Genomic DNA, 14,862 nt, shown 5'->3' with positions numbered 1-14,862 from the left:
TTGCTCCTCGCTTCTTTAACCGCAAGGCGACCTTACCGCAATAACTCTGCCAGACAATGCGTTTATCCCCGATTTCGGCGTATTTAGGATTTATCTAAATGCCTTAACCCTGAAATTTGAAGGGTTAATCAGCAGGAGATTGCCGCGAAGTATTTACCCACAATCTGAGGGTCAGCAGCCAGGCAATCACCACCATAAATGCCGCCGCAAGATAAATAGACGGCGTCCCAAAATGCGAAATAATCAGCCCGGCTACCGGTCCGGTAATACCGAGCCCGAGATCCAGAAAGGCGGAATACAGCCCCAGCGCCGTGCCCTGATTTTGTGGCGGTACCTGTTTTACCGCTTCCACACCCAGCGCAGGGAAAATCAGCGAGAAGCCGGAACCGGTAAGAAAGGCGCCCAGTTGCACCGACAACGGATCGTGTCCCAGCCAGATCATCAGTAACCCTGCGACTTCAAACACAAAGGACACCAGTGAGACCCGCAGGCCGCCGAACCGGTTAATCATGTTGCCGAAGACGAGGCGCGCGCCGACAAATCCGAGGCTGAATAAGGTGAGCGTGAATGCCGCCCCGCTCCAGCCTTTATCAGCGTAGTAAAGGGTAATAAAGGTGGCGATAACGCCGAACCCGATGGTGCCGAATCCCAGCCCGAGGCCATACAGCCAGATGCGCCCGACCACCGCTTTGAATGCAATCCGCTTACCGGCGGTGACGGAAATCGCGGCTTTCATGCTGGCCAGTATGGCGGCAAACGCGGCAGCGACGATAATCAGTACCGCCACCCCCATCAGCCCGTAAGCATGGTTGAGTAACACGCCGAGCGGCGCACCGACGGCCATTGCGCCGTAAGTCGCCACACCATTCCAGGAAATCACGCGTGCGGTATGTTTCGCGCCTACCGCACCAATTCCCCACAGCGTAGTTCCGGTGCTGCCGAAGCTTTCACCGACACCCAGAAAGATGCGGCCAACACAGAGCATCAGCAGACTCGCCAGCGGAAACGCCGAAAACCAAAACGCCATCGCGTAAAAAATACCGCTGATCCCGCAGCAAATAAGGCCAAAAATGACCACCCGTTTCGGGCCAAGGAGATCGGCATATCGCCCGGCGTGCGGCCGGCTGATGAGCGTCGAGAAATACTGAACACTGATCACCAGCCCCGCCAGCACCGAGTTATATCCCAGCGTGTTATGCACAAAGCCCGGCAACACCGCGAGCGGCAAGCCAATGGTCAGATAAACAACGAAAGTGAACAGCATGAACGACAAAATGCGTTTGTTGAGCAGAGCGTTAGAACGCAATGTACTTAAAGACATGGGCGGACCCGAAAATGAGATCACTGAGAGTGGAATAAACAGTATAAACAGGTTTGGCCTTCAAAACGGGCTAAAAATGTTATCGGCTGTAACGCGGATTTTGTTTTGCAGAGAAATCTGAGCCGCATCACGCCAGCCCTCGTCCCGCCTGACTTCTGACACAGTGCCATGGCCTGAAAAGGTTCGAAATCATAGACATTTGTCCTTAAAGAACCATCCGGTACAACATTATGGTCTATGCTTAATACAACAGTCACACAAGGAGAGACGGAATGTTTAAGAGAACAGATAAAGTAGAAAAAAATATCGATCAGGACGTAACCCTGCTGGCGGACACGCTGGATGAAGTGCTTCAGTCTGCAGGTGATAAATCCAAGGATGAATTGGATAAAATCCGCAGCAAAGCACAGGGTGTATTGCGTGAAACCCGTGCGCGTTTCAACAGCGAAAAATTAAGTCAGCAGGCACGCGATGCGGCGGCGACTGCCAATGATTATGTGAAAGATAATCCGTGGTATGGCGTCGGTGCTGGTGCCGCAATCGGTATTGTTATCGGTGTTCTTTTGGGACGCCGCTAACGTAAAAGGCAATTTGCGATGTTTCACTCCTGTGTCGGGAATATGGCTTAAAAACCTGAAACATCCGCGTGGCTCCCTCATTGCCGCGCGATTGCTAAGAAAAGACGACGGAGCCTCCGGGCTCCGTTTTCTATTTTTGGATCCCTTTAACGTTAAAAATGAACGCGAAAACTCTTTGACTGACAGGATTTAAACGTCCCCAGGTCACCTTTTTTATGTTGAGAAGATGCCTGCGTTTCATCGCCACGGCTGATGCTGATAGCTGACTCCGGCCACCAGGTTGCCGGACGTGAGCAGCCACTCATCGCGCGCCGGAGAATAGTCATATTCATCGCCATCATCCGAGCCGTTTTCCAGCTCCAGTACCTGCTGATAGCGGCGGATGCCGCACTGATCAGCGGCTGTTTTCAAGCACTGCCGCCAGCCGCTGCACCAGCCCGTCCGCCTGTTGCTGCGAACTGATATTCACAAATCCCATCAGCAGGCCGTTCGGACGTAAAGCCTCGCCCCTCACGTGGCGCTCAACCTGCCAGTCGGACAGCGCCTGCACTGCCAGCCCCTGTTCACGGGCATTTGTGGCGATCAGCGCATCGTCCAGTGCGGCATTCAGTGTGGTGCAAAGCTGGATCCCGCCGACCTGCTGGCTCACACGTAATATGTCCGCCGGAAACGCCGCCGTCAGCGCCTTTTCCAGATAGCCGCGCCGCTCAGCATAAAGCTGACGCATCCGTTTCAGATGCCGGTAGAAATGCCCCTGCTCGATAAATTCCGCGATACTGCTTTGCACCAAAGGCGGCGTTCCGCAAATTCGCAGCGGGCAATACGCTTCGATTTTTTCCACCAGACTGTCCGGCACCACGACATATCCACAGCGAAGCGCCGGAAACATCACTTTGCTGAATGTTCCCGCGTAAATCACCCTTCCCTGCGTATCGAGGCTTTTCAGCGAAGGCAAAGGCTGGCCGTGATAGCGGAACTCGCTGTCGTAATCATCTTCGATAATCCACGCCTGTTGCTGCGCTGCCCAATCCAGCAAGGCCATACGCCGCGCTAAACTCATGGTCACACCGGTCGGACTTTGATGAGCGGGCGTCACCACGGCAAATCGTGCGTTCGCAAACTGCGCCACCGCCTGCGGAACATTCATGCCTTCATCATCAACATTCACCGCCATCGGCGTGGCACCGGCGGCACGGAAAAATGCCTGCGTGACCGGATAACCCGGGTCTTCCAGCCAGACGCCGTCGCCCGGTTGCAGCAGGCTGCCGATGATCAAATCCAGCACCGGCGCATAGCCGCCGCAAATAAATATCTGTTCAGGACGGCAGGTAAATCCGCGGGAAAGTTGCAGATAACGGGCGACGGCGTGGCGTAAAACGTCCGTCCCTGCCAGCGGCGGATGGCCTAAATCATTCATGCTGGTGTGACGAATTTGCCGTGAAACAATGCGCGACCAGATCGCACGCGGGAACGCATCCAGTGCCGGAAGCCCGAGCTGGAAAGGCAGGGAAGAAACGGAAGGTAACATCGGGTTGACGGGTTTACGCCCGGCATCTTCTCTGACCGGCGAGGGTGCGGGCGCGGATAAACTTTCCGGCGCGCTGACTACCGTTCCGGCCTGTGCGCGGCTTTGCAGAAAGCCTTCCGCCATCAGCAAGCCATAGGCATTTTCAACCGTGGCGCGTGCCACGCCGAGTTCGCTGGCCAGCGCCCGCACCGACGGCACACGGCTGCCGCGTTTAAGCTGTCCTGCCATGATCGCCTGTTTCACCCGCTGATAAATCTGCCGGTAAAGCGGTGCTTTGTGTCGGGGATCGAGATGAAAGGCAAGGTCGAAGCGGTTCATTCATGACCTGCTTAAAGAGACATTTTATGGCCCTGTAGTATAGACCATATGCAGCGTAAAGTAGCGGTCATTGAGACGCACCCTGCGTCGCTGTTTAGCCCGAAACGCCCAGAGGAAATCATCATGACTGCACTTCGCCTGCCTTACTATTCCCTGTCTTCTTCGGTGATGGAACCGATGAAAGCCGCGCTCGGCGCACTGGAAAACGGTCCGCTGGATAACGTGATTATCGAGCTGGCGTTCCTGCGTGTGTCACAAATTAACGGCTGCGCCTATTGCCTGGATATGCATTCCAAAGCGTTGCGTAAAATGGAAGTCGCGCAGACCAAACTGGATCAGCTGGCGGGCTGGCAGGTCAGCCACGTGTATTCTGAGCGTGAACGTGCCGCACTGGCGTGGGCCGAATCACTGACATTCGTTGCCGCTACCGGCGCACCGGACAACGCCTTTGAGCCGCTGAAAGCGCAATTCAGCGACGTGGAAATCTCGGAACTGACCTTCGCCATCGGTCTGATGAATGCGTTTAACCGCCTCGCGGTGGGTATGCGCCAGTAATTTGACCGCTTAAAAAACGAACTGAAAAAAGTTTTTCCTCGCCAGCCCGCTTCCTGCGGGCTTTGCCGCTTTTGCAATAAGCAAATTTAGAAAATCTACATATTGTGTGGTTGAAAATCCAAATCACTACATCTAGTATTCAGTTCATCGGGACGCCACGATGGCACCGACTCTCGCGCCTTTCCCCCGGCTGAAGCAGCCGCACAACGGGAAGGCAAAAATTGTCTCTGATTTCTTACAAGATGGAAATACGAATCATGAGCATTATTATTTACAGTAAACCAGACTGTGTCCAGTGCAACGCGACCTACCGTGCATTAGATAAACAAGGCATCGCTTACGAAGTTGTGGATTTGACTCAGGATGAGCAGGCGCTCGGCCAGGTTCGTGCGATGGGCTATCAGCAGGTTCCGGTGATTGTGGCCGGTGACGATCACTGGTCTGGTTTCCGTCCGGACAAAATCAGCGCCCTGCGCCAGCTCCAGAACGCGTTCTGAGGGCTGGCGGATGAATCCGTTGGTCTATTTTTCCAGCAGTTCAGAAAACACCCATCGTTTCGTCGGCAGAACAGGATTGCCGGCGATCCGTATCCCGGTAGATCGTCAGCCTGAAAAATTGCGTGTGGACTTACCGTATATTCTGGTGGTGCCGAGCTACGGCGGCGGTTCGGCCAAAGGCGCGGTGCCGACACAAGTGATCCGTTTTCTGAACGACGAACATAACCGTTCACTCATCCGCGGCGTTATCGCCGCCGGAAACACCAACTTCGGCGCAGCGTATTGTATTGCCGGCGATATTATTTCCCAAAAGTGTCAGGTGCCTTACCTGTACCGTTTTGAGTTGCTGGGAACGCCGGAAGACGTTGCAAAGGTCAGACAGGGAGTAACAGAATTTTGGCAGCGACAGAACTAGCAATCACCGACCCCGGCACCCGCGGCCCGGACTATCACGCGCTTAATGCGATGCTGAATCTGTTCGATGCTAACGGCCAGATCCAGTTTGATAAAGACCGCCTGGCCGCGCGCCAATACTTCCTGCAACACGTCAATCAGAACACGGTGTTTTTCCACAATCTGGCGGAGAAACTGCGTTATCTGGTGGAAGAAGGCTATTACGAAGCCAGCGTGCTGGATCAGTACGCTTTTGACGATATTAAAGCGTTATTCAAACAGGCTTACGCCAAAAAATTCCGCTTCCAGACGTTTCTGGGCGCGTTCAAGTATTACACCAGCTACACGCTGAAAACCTTCGACGGCAAACGCTACCTTGAACGTTATGAAGATCGCGTGTGCATGGTGGCATTGACGCTGGCTCGTGGCGATATCCAGCTCGCTGGCCATTTTGTTGATGAGATCATTTCCGGCCGTTTCCAGCCTGCCACGCCGACGTTCCTTAACTGCGGCAAAAAACAGCGCGGTGAGCTGGTGTCGTGCTTCCTGCTGCGCATTGAAGACAACATGGAATCCATCGGGCGCTCGGTCAACTCGGCGCTGCAGCTTTCCAAACGCGGCGGCGGTGTGGCGTTTATGCTGACCAACATTCGTGAAGTGGGCGCGCCGATTAAGCGCATCGAAAATCAGTCTTCCGGCGTTATTCCGATCATGAAGATGCTGGAAGATGCCTTCTCTTACGCCAACCAGCTCGGTGCGCGTCAGGGCGCGGGGGCGGTCTATCTGAACGCTCATCACCCGGATATTCTGCGTTTCCTCGATACCAAACGCGAAAACGCCGACGAAAAAATCCGGATTAAAACACTGTCGCTGGGTGTGGTTATTCCGGATATCACGTTCGAACTGGCGAAAAATAATGAAGATATGTACCTGTTCTCGCCGTATCACGTGGAGAAAGTGTACGGCGTGCCGATGTCTGAAATCAGCATCAGCGAGAAATATCGCGAGATGGTGAATGACAAGCGCATTCATAAAAGCAAAATCAACGCGCGTGAATTCTTCCAGGTGCTGGCGGAAATTCAGTTCGAATCCGGCTACCCGTACATGATGTTTGAAGACACGGTTAACCGCGCCAATCCGATCAAAGGTCGCATCAATATGAGCAACCTGTGTTCGGAGATTTTGCAGGTGAATTCGCCGACGATCTACGGCGAAGACCTGTCTTATCAGGAAATTGGCAAAGACATTTCCTGTAACCTCGGTTCGCTGAATATCGCTTCGGCGATGGATTCACCGGATTTCGGCAATACTGTCGAAATGGCGGTTCGTGCGCTGACGGCGGTGTCTGACATGAGCCACATCCGCTCAGTGCCATCTATTGATCAGGGGAATCAGGATTCGCACGCCATCGGCCTCGGCCAGATGAATTTGCACGGTTACCTGTGCCGCGAGCGTATTTACTACGGTTCGGAAGAAGGTCTGGATTTCACCAATATCTATTTCTGCACCGTGGCTTTCCACGCGATCCGCGCATCGAACCAGATCGCCATCGAGCGCCAGCAGTCGTTTAAAGGCTTCAGCGATTCCACTTACGCCAGCGGCGCGTATTTCGACAAATATGTCGATGACGCACTGGCGGCGAAATGGCAGCCGAAAACAGAGCGCGTGCGCGAACTGTTTGCAGATGCCGGTATTGCCATTCCGACCACCGCAGACTGGGCGGCGCTGAAAGCCTCCGTGATGCAGCATGGCCTGTATAACCAGAATTTACAGGCGGTGCCGCCCACCGGTTCTATTTCCTACATCAATAATTCGACGTCGAGTATTCATCCGATTGTGTCCCGCGTAGAAATCCGCAAAGAGGGCAAAATTGGCCGTGTGTATTATCCGGCGGCGTTTATGACCAACGACAATCTGGATTACTACCAGGATGCCTATGAAATCGGCCCGGAAAAAATTATTGATACCTACGCCGAAGCCACGCAGCACGTCGATCAGGGGCTGTCGCTGACGCTGTTTTTCCGCGATACCGCCACCACGCGCGACATCAATAAAGCGCAGATTTACGCCTGGCGCAAAGGCATCAAAACCATTTATTACATCCGTCTGCGCCAGATGGCGCTGGAAGGCACCGAAGTTCAGGGCTGCGTTTCCTGCACGCTGTAACCGACTGAAAGGATTTAAAAGATGAGCGCAGTAAAACAATTGTTAGTGCCACAGCCGGTCAGCAAAGCCATTAACTGGAACAAAATCCAGGACGATAAAGATCTGGAAGTGTGGAACCGCCTGACGTCGAACTTCTGGTTGCCGGAAAAGGTGCCGTTGTCGAACGATATTCCGTCCTGGGCGACGCTCAGCGCAAAAGAGAAACAGCTGACGATCCGCGTGTTTACTGGCCTGACGCTGCTGGATACCGTGCAAAACGTGGTCGGCGCACCGACGCTAATGAAGGACGCGGTGACACCGCACGAAGAAGCGGTTTACTCGAATATCTGCTTTATGGAAGCGGTGCATGCGCGTTCTTACAGTTCGATTTTCTCGACGCTGTGCGCCACCGTGGACGTGGATGAAGCCTACCGCTGGAGTGAGGAAAACGTCGCGCTGCAAAACAAAGCCGCAATCATTTTGTCGTATTACGACGGCGAAGATCCGCTGATGAAGAAAGTCGCCAGCGTGTTCCTCGAATCGTTCCTGTTCTATTCCGGTTTCTATCTGCCGATGTACTGGTCGAGCCGCGCCAAGCTGACCAACACCGCCGATCTGATCCGTCTGATCATCCGCGATGAAGCGGTTCACGGTTACTACATCGGCTATAAATTCCAGAAAGCGCTGGCGCTGGAAAGCGAAGAGCGTCAGCGTCAGATCAAGGAGCAGGCGTTTGATCTGATTCAGGATTTGTACGATAACGAGATCCGCTACACCGAAGAACTGTACGACGGTGTAGGCTGGAGCGAAGACGTGAAGAAATTCCTGCATTACAACGCCAACAAAGCGCTGATGAATCTCGGCTACGAAGCCCTGTTCCCGGCCAGCATGGCGGATGTGAATCCGGCGATCCTTTCCGCATTATCGCCAAACGCCGACGAAAACCATGACTTCTTCTCCGGATCCGGTTCGTCATATGTGATCGGCAAAGCCGTCAACACCGAAGACGAGGACTGGGATTTCTAAACAGCTCCTTCCCCTCGTGAGAGGGGAAGGAGGAAAACGGATGTTGCCGTTATTTTTCTCAGCGTTAGTATAGAAACAGTGTTTCAAAACCCTACGCGATCAGAAAAAGGAAACATCATGACGCCCTATCAAGCCTCATCCTCCCGTTACGAAACCATGCAATTCCGCCGTTGCGGTCAGAGCGGTTTACAACTCCCTGCCCTTTCTCTTGGCCTGTGGCACAGCTTCGGCCATGTCAGTCCGCTGGAATCCCAGCGTGCATTGCTGCAAAAAGCCTTCGATTTAGGCATCACCCATTTTGATCTGGCGAATAACTACGGCCCGCCTCCGGGCTCTGCGGAAGAAAATTTTGGCCGTTTGCTGAAGCAGGATTTCGCGCCATATCGCGATGAACTGATCATCTCCACCAAAGCCGGTTACGACATGTGGCCAGGACCGTACGGTTCCGGCGGCTCGCGCAAATATCTGCTGGCCAGCCTCGATCAGAGCCTGCAACGCATGGGGCTGGATTACGTCGATATCTTCTATTCGCACCGGGTGGATGAAGAAACGCCGATGGAAGAAACCGCAGCGGCGCTGGCTTATGCGGTGCAAAGCGGTAAGGCATTGTATGTCGGGATCTCCTCTTACTCGCCGGAACGTACCCAGATCATGGCGGAGTTACTGCGTGAGCTGAAAGTACCGCTGCTGATCCATCAGCCGTCATACAATCTGCTGAACCGCTGGGTGGATAAGAGTGGTTTGCTGGATACGCTGGACCAAAATGGCGCAGGTTGCATCGCCTTTACGCCGCTGGCGCAGGGGTTGCTGACCGGCAAGTATCTCAACGGCATCCCTGACGGCTCGCGCATGCAGGTGGAAGGGAATAAGGTGCGCGGGCTGAACGCCAAGATGCTGACAGAAGATAACCTGAACAGCCTGCGGTTGCTCAATGAGATGGCGCAGCAGCGCGGACAGACCATGGCGCAGATGGCGCTGAGCTGGCTGCTGAAAGACGATCGCGTGACGTCGGTGCTGATTGGTGCCAGCCGCCCTGAGCAACTGGATGAAAACGTGAAAGCGCTGGATAATCTGCGCTTCACCGCTGAAGAACTGACAGCGATTGATAAGCATGTGGCGGATGGTCAGTTGAATCTTTGGCAGGCTTCGTCAGATAAATAACCATCCAAAACAAACGGGCGGATCTCCTGAAAGGATCCGCCTTTTTTTTAGCTCATCAGTTCTAAACGACGTGCGGTTTCGTAATGATCAACCCAATACTGATTATCCAGTGATGAAATAGTGACGCCTTCAATTTTCGAGGCATGAATGAACTGATGATCCCCGACATACACGCCGACATGACGATCGCCCGGCGACGTTTTGAAAAACACTAAATCTCCCGGTTTCAGATTATTTTTACTCACTTTTCTGCCGTTCCTGATTTGCTGAAAGGTGGTTCTTGGCAGGCGTGTTTGCAGGGAATCATTAAACAGATGCTGCATCAGCGACGAGCAGTCCACGCCTTTGTGGGTGGTGCCCCCCCAGCGGTAATGCGTCCCCTTCCAGCGCGGATATTCCGCCAGCAGGGCGCTTTTAATATTGTCTGAGTTGCCCGTATTGACCGCAGTCACGGTGGACCCTTTTCCATTAAAAAGTTCGCTATGGAAAAATTTGTAGGTGTCCATAGACTCAAATTCTTTAGGCATATCAAAAGCAAAGGAGTGGATGCTAAACAAACCGATAACGAGAAGCAGTAAGGCAGAAACAAGCGATTTAATACGGAACATGCGTGGATTCTTTCGTCAAAAAATAGTGCTCTTCCTTACGTGGGAACCTGCTCACGGGGCGGGTGACTCGTCTCTGAGTGCGCAAATAATAACCGCAGGACAATAAATAAGCAGGTTGAATTGAGTCCAAAATTGGACTGGGGATTTTTTCTCAGGAAAACCCACCCCTTAGGCTGAAGGGGTGGGTGAAGGTGTTATGAGAAGAACTTCGCCAGAACAAACAGGCCGACAGAAACGTTGATAGCTCCCCCGATACGGGTAGCGATTTGCGCGAAAGGCATCAGCGTCATGCGGTTGCCGGAGGTCAGAATCGCCACGTCGCCCGTGCCGCCCTGCCCGCTCTGGCAGCAGGAAACAATCGCCACATCGATAGGGTGCATGCCAATTTTCTTACCCACATAAAAACCGGTGCCGACCAGCGCCAGCACTGTGGTCACAATCACCAGCAGGTTCTGAAGGGTGAAAGCGTTGATCAGTTCCTGCCAGGGCGTGATCGCGACACCCACCGCGAACAACACCGGATAAGTTACCGCCGTACGAAAGAATTTATACACCGTCATCGAGCCGTGCTGAATAGTCGGCGAAACACCGTTCGCCAGTTTCACCAGCACCGCCGCAAACAGCATGCAGACCGGCGCTGGCAGGCCGATCCATTTCTGGCCGAGCATCCCGACCATGTACAGCAGGATGGCCAGCAGCGCACCACAGGCCAGCGCGTTGACGCCCGGATTGCCCTCAAATTCATCGGTGCCACTGCCCATCTGGCCTTTTTTCGACGGCATCAGTTGGCCTTCGCCGGTAAGATGCGGATAACGTTTACCAAGCTGGTTCAGCACGCCCGCCAGCACAATGGCCGTCAGGCCACCGAGCATAACAATCGGCAGAATGCGCCCAAGCGCCACGCCCTGCTCCATATGCAGGATGGTCGCGTAACCCATCGACAGCGGGATCGCACCTTCCCCGACACCGCCAGCCATGATCGGCAGGATCAGGAAGAAGAAGGTTTGCATTGGCGGTAAACCTAAAACAGTGCCCATCGCCATACCGGCAATCATGCCGACCACTTCGCCGCACAGCATCGGTACGAAAATACGCATAAAGCCCTGGATCAGCACCTGACGGTTCATGCTCATGATGCTGCCGACAATAATGCAGCAGATATAAAGGTAGAGAATATTGGTGGATTTATAGAATTTGACCGTGGAATCAACAACAACATCCGGCAGCAGGCCGTAATGCACCATCGCCGAAGGAATAAAAGTGGCACAAATCGCCGCGGCCCCCAGTTTACCCACCACAGGTAAGCGTTTACCCAACTCGCCACAGGCAAAACCGAAGAAGGCCAGCGTGGCGACCATCACCACGATGTCACTCGGCAACTTGCCATTCAGGCAATCGAGCAGGATCAGCACGCCCGCCAGCAGGAAAAAGGGCAGCGGGATAATGCCTATCTTGTAGTGATCAAGAATGTGCCACCATTTTTGTCTGGCCGAGAGGCCGGAGGTTTTCGTTTCTTTGACAGCGATGTAGGAATCGTCGGTTGTGCTCATGACATTGCCTCTTTCTTCTGAAGACTTTTCTTATTGATGGTCTGAGCATATGAAAACAGGCGGTCAGCCGGGTGTGAGGTTGTTCAAATTAAAACCGCAGGGATAAAGGTTGTTATGGTGTTTATGGTGTTAATGCACCCTGATTTATAAGGATTATAAGATTAGTAGTAAATCCCGCTATTAACCCTGTTATTACTGTGTGAAATAATCATTATTTTAATCTTCTGTTCACAACTCCGCTTCTCTGCGATTACGACTCACATTTCGCCGTGATAGGCTTATTGAATGTATATCTCAGGTTCGCCGTGCAGCAGGTCGTATGAAATTCAGGTTACCTTTTCAGGTAAAACTCTTTTTATCTCTGGTGGTATTTTCCTGCGTGTTGCTGGCACTGCTGGGGGCTATTTTATTTCATATTATTGACCGTCAGTTACATCATGATCTGGGCCAGCGTGCACGGGTTCAGGCCAGCGAGATCGCTCTGATGCCGGGGCTGGCGCAGAAGGTACAGGCCCGCGATATCCCCGGCATCGCGAAACTAATCCAGCCATTACGCGATAAAAGTGACGCCAGTTATATCGTTATCGGCGATACCCGCGAGCTGCATCTTTATCATTCCGAATCTCCGGAGCGCATAGACCTGCCGATGATTGGCGGTGATAACGCCGGTGTGCTGGCCGGTAAAACCATTATTTCCGTACGTCAGGGCGGCATCGGCGTTTCATTGCGCAGCAAAGCCCCGATTCTGGATGCCAGTAATCAGGTGATCGGCATTGTCTCGGTCGGTTATCTCACCTCTTACATCGATAATATTAATGGCCGCCGTCTGGCGCAGGCCGGTTTATACGGTTTACTGCTTTTATTACTGCTGTTTATTTTTTCATGGATGTTCACCCGCAACGTTAAAAAACAGATGTTCTGGCTGGAACCCAAAGATATTGCCCTGCTGGTCCGCCAGCAAAAAGCGTTGCTGGAAGCCATGTATGAGGGCGTATTTGCGATCAACGCCGAAAGGCAACTGATTTCAATTAACCGGGCCGCACGCGAGTTACTGGATATCCGCCAGCCCGAAAACGAGCTACTGGGTAAACCGCTGGCGGAGGTGCTTCAGACGCCGCCCACGTTCTTTACGCAACGTGGTGTCAGTGAAAACAACAGTCAGCATGATCAGATTACGGTACTCAATCAGAGACAGGTGATCGTCAACCGCGTACCCATCGAACTTGAACCCGGTGCAGAAAGTGGCTGGGTATTCAGTTTCCGCGATAAAAATGACATTAATACGCTGAGCAGCCAGCTGAGTCAGGTGAAGCGCTACGCCGATAACCTTCGCATTATGCGCCATGAACAACTGAACTGGACTGCGACGCTGGCGGGCTTGCTGCAAATGCAGCGTTACGACGATGCAATGCGCTATATTCAGGCGCAGTCGGAAGGCGCGCAGGCCGTGCTGGATTTCGTCTCAGCACGCTTTACCTCGCCAGCACTTTGTGGCCTGCTGCTGGGGAAATACGTCAGTGCACGCGAAAAAGGCGTCGAGCTGAGTTTCGATCCCGCCTGTCAGCTCACCCGCATACCGGCAGCCATCAGTGAAACCGAACTGATGTCAGTGATTGGTAATTTGCTGGATAACGCCGTGGACGCCACACTGAAAGCACTGACGCCCCCGGCACCGGTCGAATTGTATATTTCCGACCGGAACCGGGAACTGCTGATTGAAGTCGCCGATCAGGGCAGCGGCGTGGAAGATGCACTCAAGCCGCACCTGTTTGAACAAGGCGTCACCAGCAAGCCCTCCAGCGGGCAGGACGCCACGGGTGCAGAACACGGTATCGGCCTGTATCTGGTGGCCGGTTATGTCCGTCAGGCGGGTGGCAGCATCGAAATCTCAGACAACACGCCGCAAGGTACAATATTTTCAGTCTTTATCCCGTATCCGGCAGAAGCGTTAACAGGACAGAACCATGAATAACAGCAGCGCACTCGATGTCGTGATTGTGGAAGATGAGCCACATCTGGCTGGTCTGCATCGTGATTTTATCGAGCAAAATTTCAACCTGCGCGTCGTCGGCATTGCGGCCACACTGGAGCAGACGCGTTCTCTGCTGCGCCTGCATCAGCCGCGTCTGATCTTACTCGATAACTATTTGCCGGATGGTCAGGGTGTCGATCTGATCGACAGCCCGTTGCTGAAAAGCTTCGATTGCTCGGTGATTTTCATTACCGCTGCCAGCGATATGCAAACCTGTAGCCAGGCCATGCGCAGCGGCGCGTTCGATTACATCATCAAGCCGGTGTCGTTCCATCGTCTGCGCAGTTCACTCGAGCGCTTTATGCAACTGGTGCAAACGCTGCGTAATGTGAAAGTGGTCGATCAGCGGGCCCTGGATAAGTTGTTCAATCTGCCCGCCAGCGATACACCGGCAGCCCCTTCTGCCAAAGGCATCGAGCCGAATACGCTCGAACTGGTTCAGCGGGTTTTCACGGCGAAACCCGACGTCAGCTGGTCGGTGGAACAGGTGGTTGAAGAGGTTGGGATCAGCAAAACGACCGGTCGCCGCTATCTGGAATATTGCGTGGAAATTGGCTTTATCGGCGTCGAGATGCAGTACGGAAATATCGGTCATCCGAGACGTCTGTATCGCAAAATAGCAGACGAAGAAAAATCCGTATCCTGAGGCCGAATTTCGGCCGTTTTGCGTGAAGAACTTCCCCCTCCCTGCCGGTGTCATCACCGGCGAATTTCCCGCATACCCCGCCTGTTCAGGTGATTATTTCATTACGTAGTCATCTTTCAGACAAGCGGTAAATTCACGGCTTTCACGCAAAGCTCAAATCTCTATTTACCCTTGCAAATCCCCTCCTCATAAAACGCATTAACTTCAGGGAAATACCTCAATAACTCCGTTCTAAAATCACACAAATAAAAAAGACAACAAATCCCATAAAATCAATAAATTACTTATATTTTTAGCGAAAGCATCCGTCGTGAAATTAGGCAAAAACCCAAAGTGCTCTGGCGGGATAAATTGTCATTAATTGTCAGTTTGAATTTACCGAAATTAAACACCGCAAATACAGATAAATACGTAACCAGAAACCCAATCATGAATATTCATCGGAAACATTGAGACTTGTCTCAGAATTTCGATGTGTTAGGGTATAACGCGTTCACTATTTCG

At 52.9% G+C, this 14,862-nt stretch carries 14 protein-coding genes; 9 read left to right on the top strand and 5 right to left on the bottom strand.

The genetic code is table 11. The annotated features are described in order from the left end of the window. Window positions 1-124: 124 nt before the first annotated feature. Complete coding sequence (locus ABIC79_RS21810; RefSeq protein WP_013574101.1) at window positions 125-1,321, bottom strand: MFS transporter; 1,197 nt, start codon at window positions 1,319-1,321, stop codon at window positions 125-127. Between the two features lie 272 nt (window positions 1,322-1,593). Between ABIC79_RS21810 and ABIC79_RS21805 the strand changes: the two genes are divergently transcribed. Then, window positions 1,594-1,899 carry an ElaB/YgaM/YqjD family protein gene (locus tag ABIC79_RS21805; RefSeq protein ID WP_013574100.1) on the top strand — a complete coding sequence of 102 codons (306 nt, stop codon included), beginning with the start codon at window positions 1,594-1,596 and terminating at the stop codon, window positions 1,897-1,899. Between the two features lie 237 nt (window positions 1,900-2,136). Here the strand turns inward: ABIC79_RS21805 and ABIC79_RS25685 are convergent, their stop codons facing one another. Further along, entirely contained in the window at window positions 2,137-2,310 is a 174-nt protein-coding gene (locus ABIC79_RS25685; protein ID WP_015689408.1) for a hypothetical protein, read from the bottom strand. Further along, entirely contained in the window at window positions 2,294-3,745 is a 1,452-nt protein-coding gene (pdxR, locus tag ABIC79_RS21795; protein ID WP_354568488.1) for a MocR-like pyridoxine biosynthesis transcription factor PdxR, read from the bottom strand. Before pdxR ends, ABIC79_RS25685 begins: the two co-directional genes overlap by 17 nt. A 123-nt stretch (window positions 3,746-3,868) precedes the next feature. Here pdxR and ABIC79_RS21790 point away from each other — a divergent pair, with 123 nt between their 5' ends. The 6 genes from ABIC79_RS21790 (at window position 3,869) to mgrA (ending at window position 9,522) form a co-directional block, all read left to right on the top strand. After that, window positions 3,869-4,300 (top strand): carboxymuconolactone decarboxylase family protein, encoded by a 432-nt coding sequence (locus ABIC79_RS21790; protein WP_013574098.1) that lies wholly within the window; start codon window positions 3,869-3,871, stop codon window positions 4,298-4,300. Window positions 4,301-4,557: 257 nt separating this feature from the next. Further along, window positions 4,558-4,797 carry a glutaredoxin-like protein NrdH gene (gene nrdH, locus ABIC79_RS21785; RefSeq protein WP_013574097.1) on the top strand — a complete coding sequence of 80 codons (240 nt, stop codon included), beginning with the start codon at window positions 4,558-4,560 and terminating at the stop codon, window positions 4,795-4,797. A gap of 10 nt (window positions 4,798-4,807) precedes the next feature. Then, on the top strand, window positions 4,808-5,212 hold the full coding sequence (gene nrdI / locus ABIC79_RS21780; protein WP_013574096.1) for a class Ib ribonucleoside-diphosphate reductase assembly flavoprotein NrdI: 405 nt from the start codon (window positions 4,808-4,810) through the stop codon (window positions 5,210-5,212). Next, entirely contained in the window at window positions 5,194-7,356 is a 2,163-nt protein-coding gene (nrdE, locus tag ABIC79_RS21775) for a class 1b ribonucleoside-diphosphate reductase subunit alpha (protein WP_112198036.1), read from the top strand. The genes nrdI and nrdE overlap by 19 nt, the downstream gene beginning before the upstream one ends. Before the next feature lie 21 nt (window positions 7,357-7,377). After that, window positions 7,378-8,361: a class 1b ribonucleoside-diphosphate reductase subunit beta gene (nrdF, locus tag ABIC79_RS21770; RefSeq protein ID WP_013574094.1), complete on the top strand. Its 984-nt coding sequence runs from the start codon at window positions 7,378-7,380 to the stop codon at window positions 8,359-8,361. Between the two features lie 117 nt (window positions 8,362-8,478). Next, window positions 8,479-9,522, top strand: a complete 1,044-nt coding sequence (gene mgrA, locus ABIC79_RS21765) for an L-glyceraldehyde 3-phosphate reductase (RefSeq protein WP_112152331.1) — start codon at window positions 8,479-8,481, stop codon at window positions 9,520-9,522. A gap of 47 nt (window positions 9,523-9,569) precedes the next feature. On the opposite strand, the gene ABIC79_RS21760 is transcribed toward mgrA, so the two are convergent. Both ABIC79_RS21760 and ABIC79_RS21755 read right to left on the bottom strand, forming a co-directional pair. Further along, complete coding sequence (locus tag ABIC79_RS21760; protein ID WP_223510322.1) at window positions 9,570-10,028, bottom strand: C40 family peptidase; 459 nt, start codon at window positions 10,026-10,028, stop codon at window positions 9,570-9,572. Between the two features lie 296 nt (window positions 10,029-10,324). Then, window positions 10,325-11,680 (bottom strand): 2-hydroxycarboxylate transporter family protein, encoded by a 1,356-nt coding sequence (locus ABIC79_RS21755; protein ID WP_354568483.1) that lies wholly within the window; start codon window positions 11,678-11,680, stop codon window positions 10,325-10,327. 319 nt (window positions 11,681-11,999) lie between these two features. On the opposite strand from ABIC79_RS21755, the gene ABIC79_RS21750 reads away from it, so the two are divergent. Together ABIC79_RS21750 and ABIC79_RS21745 are read left to right on the top strand one after the other, a co-directional pair. Further along, entirely contained in the window at window positions 12,000-13,652 is a 1,653-nt protein-coding gene (locus ABIC79_RS21750) for an ATP-binding protein (protein ID WP_119261267.1), read from the top strand. Then, the gene (locus tag ABIC79_RS21745; RefSeq protein ID WP_112152328.1) at window positions 13,645-14,358 is read left to right on the top strand and encodes a response regulator; all 714 of its coding nucleotides are present in this window, start codon (window positions 13,645-13,647) and stop codon (window positions 14,356-14,358) included. The genes ABIC79_RS21750 and ABIC79_RS21745 overlap by 8 nt, the downstream gene beginning before the upstream one ends. Window positions 14,359-14,862: the final 504 nt, after the last annotated feature.

The organism is Rahnella sp. 2050 (assembly GCF_040544515.1).
GTDB lineage: Bacteria > Pseudomonadota > Gammaproteobacteria > Enterobacterales > Enterobacteriaceae > Rahnella > Rahnella aceris.
Note: the sequence above shows the minus strand (reverse complement) of the source record. Positions and strands in the feature narration are given on the sequence as shown.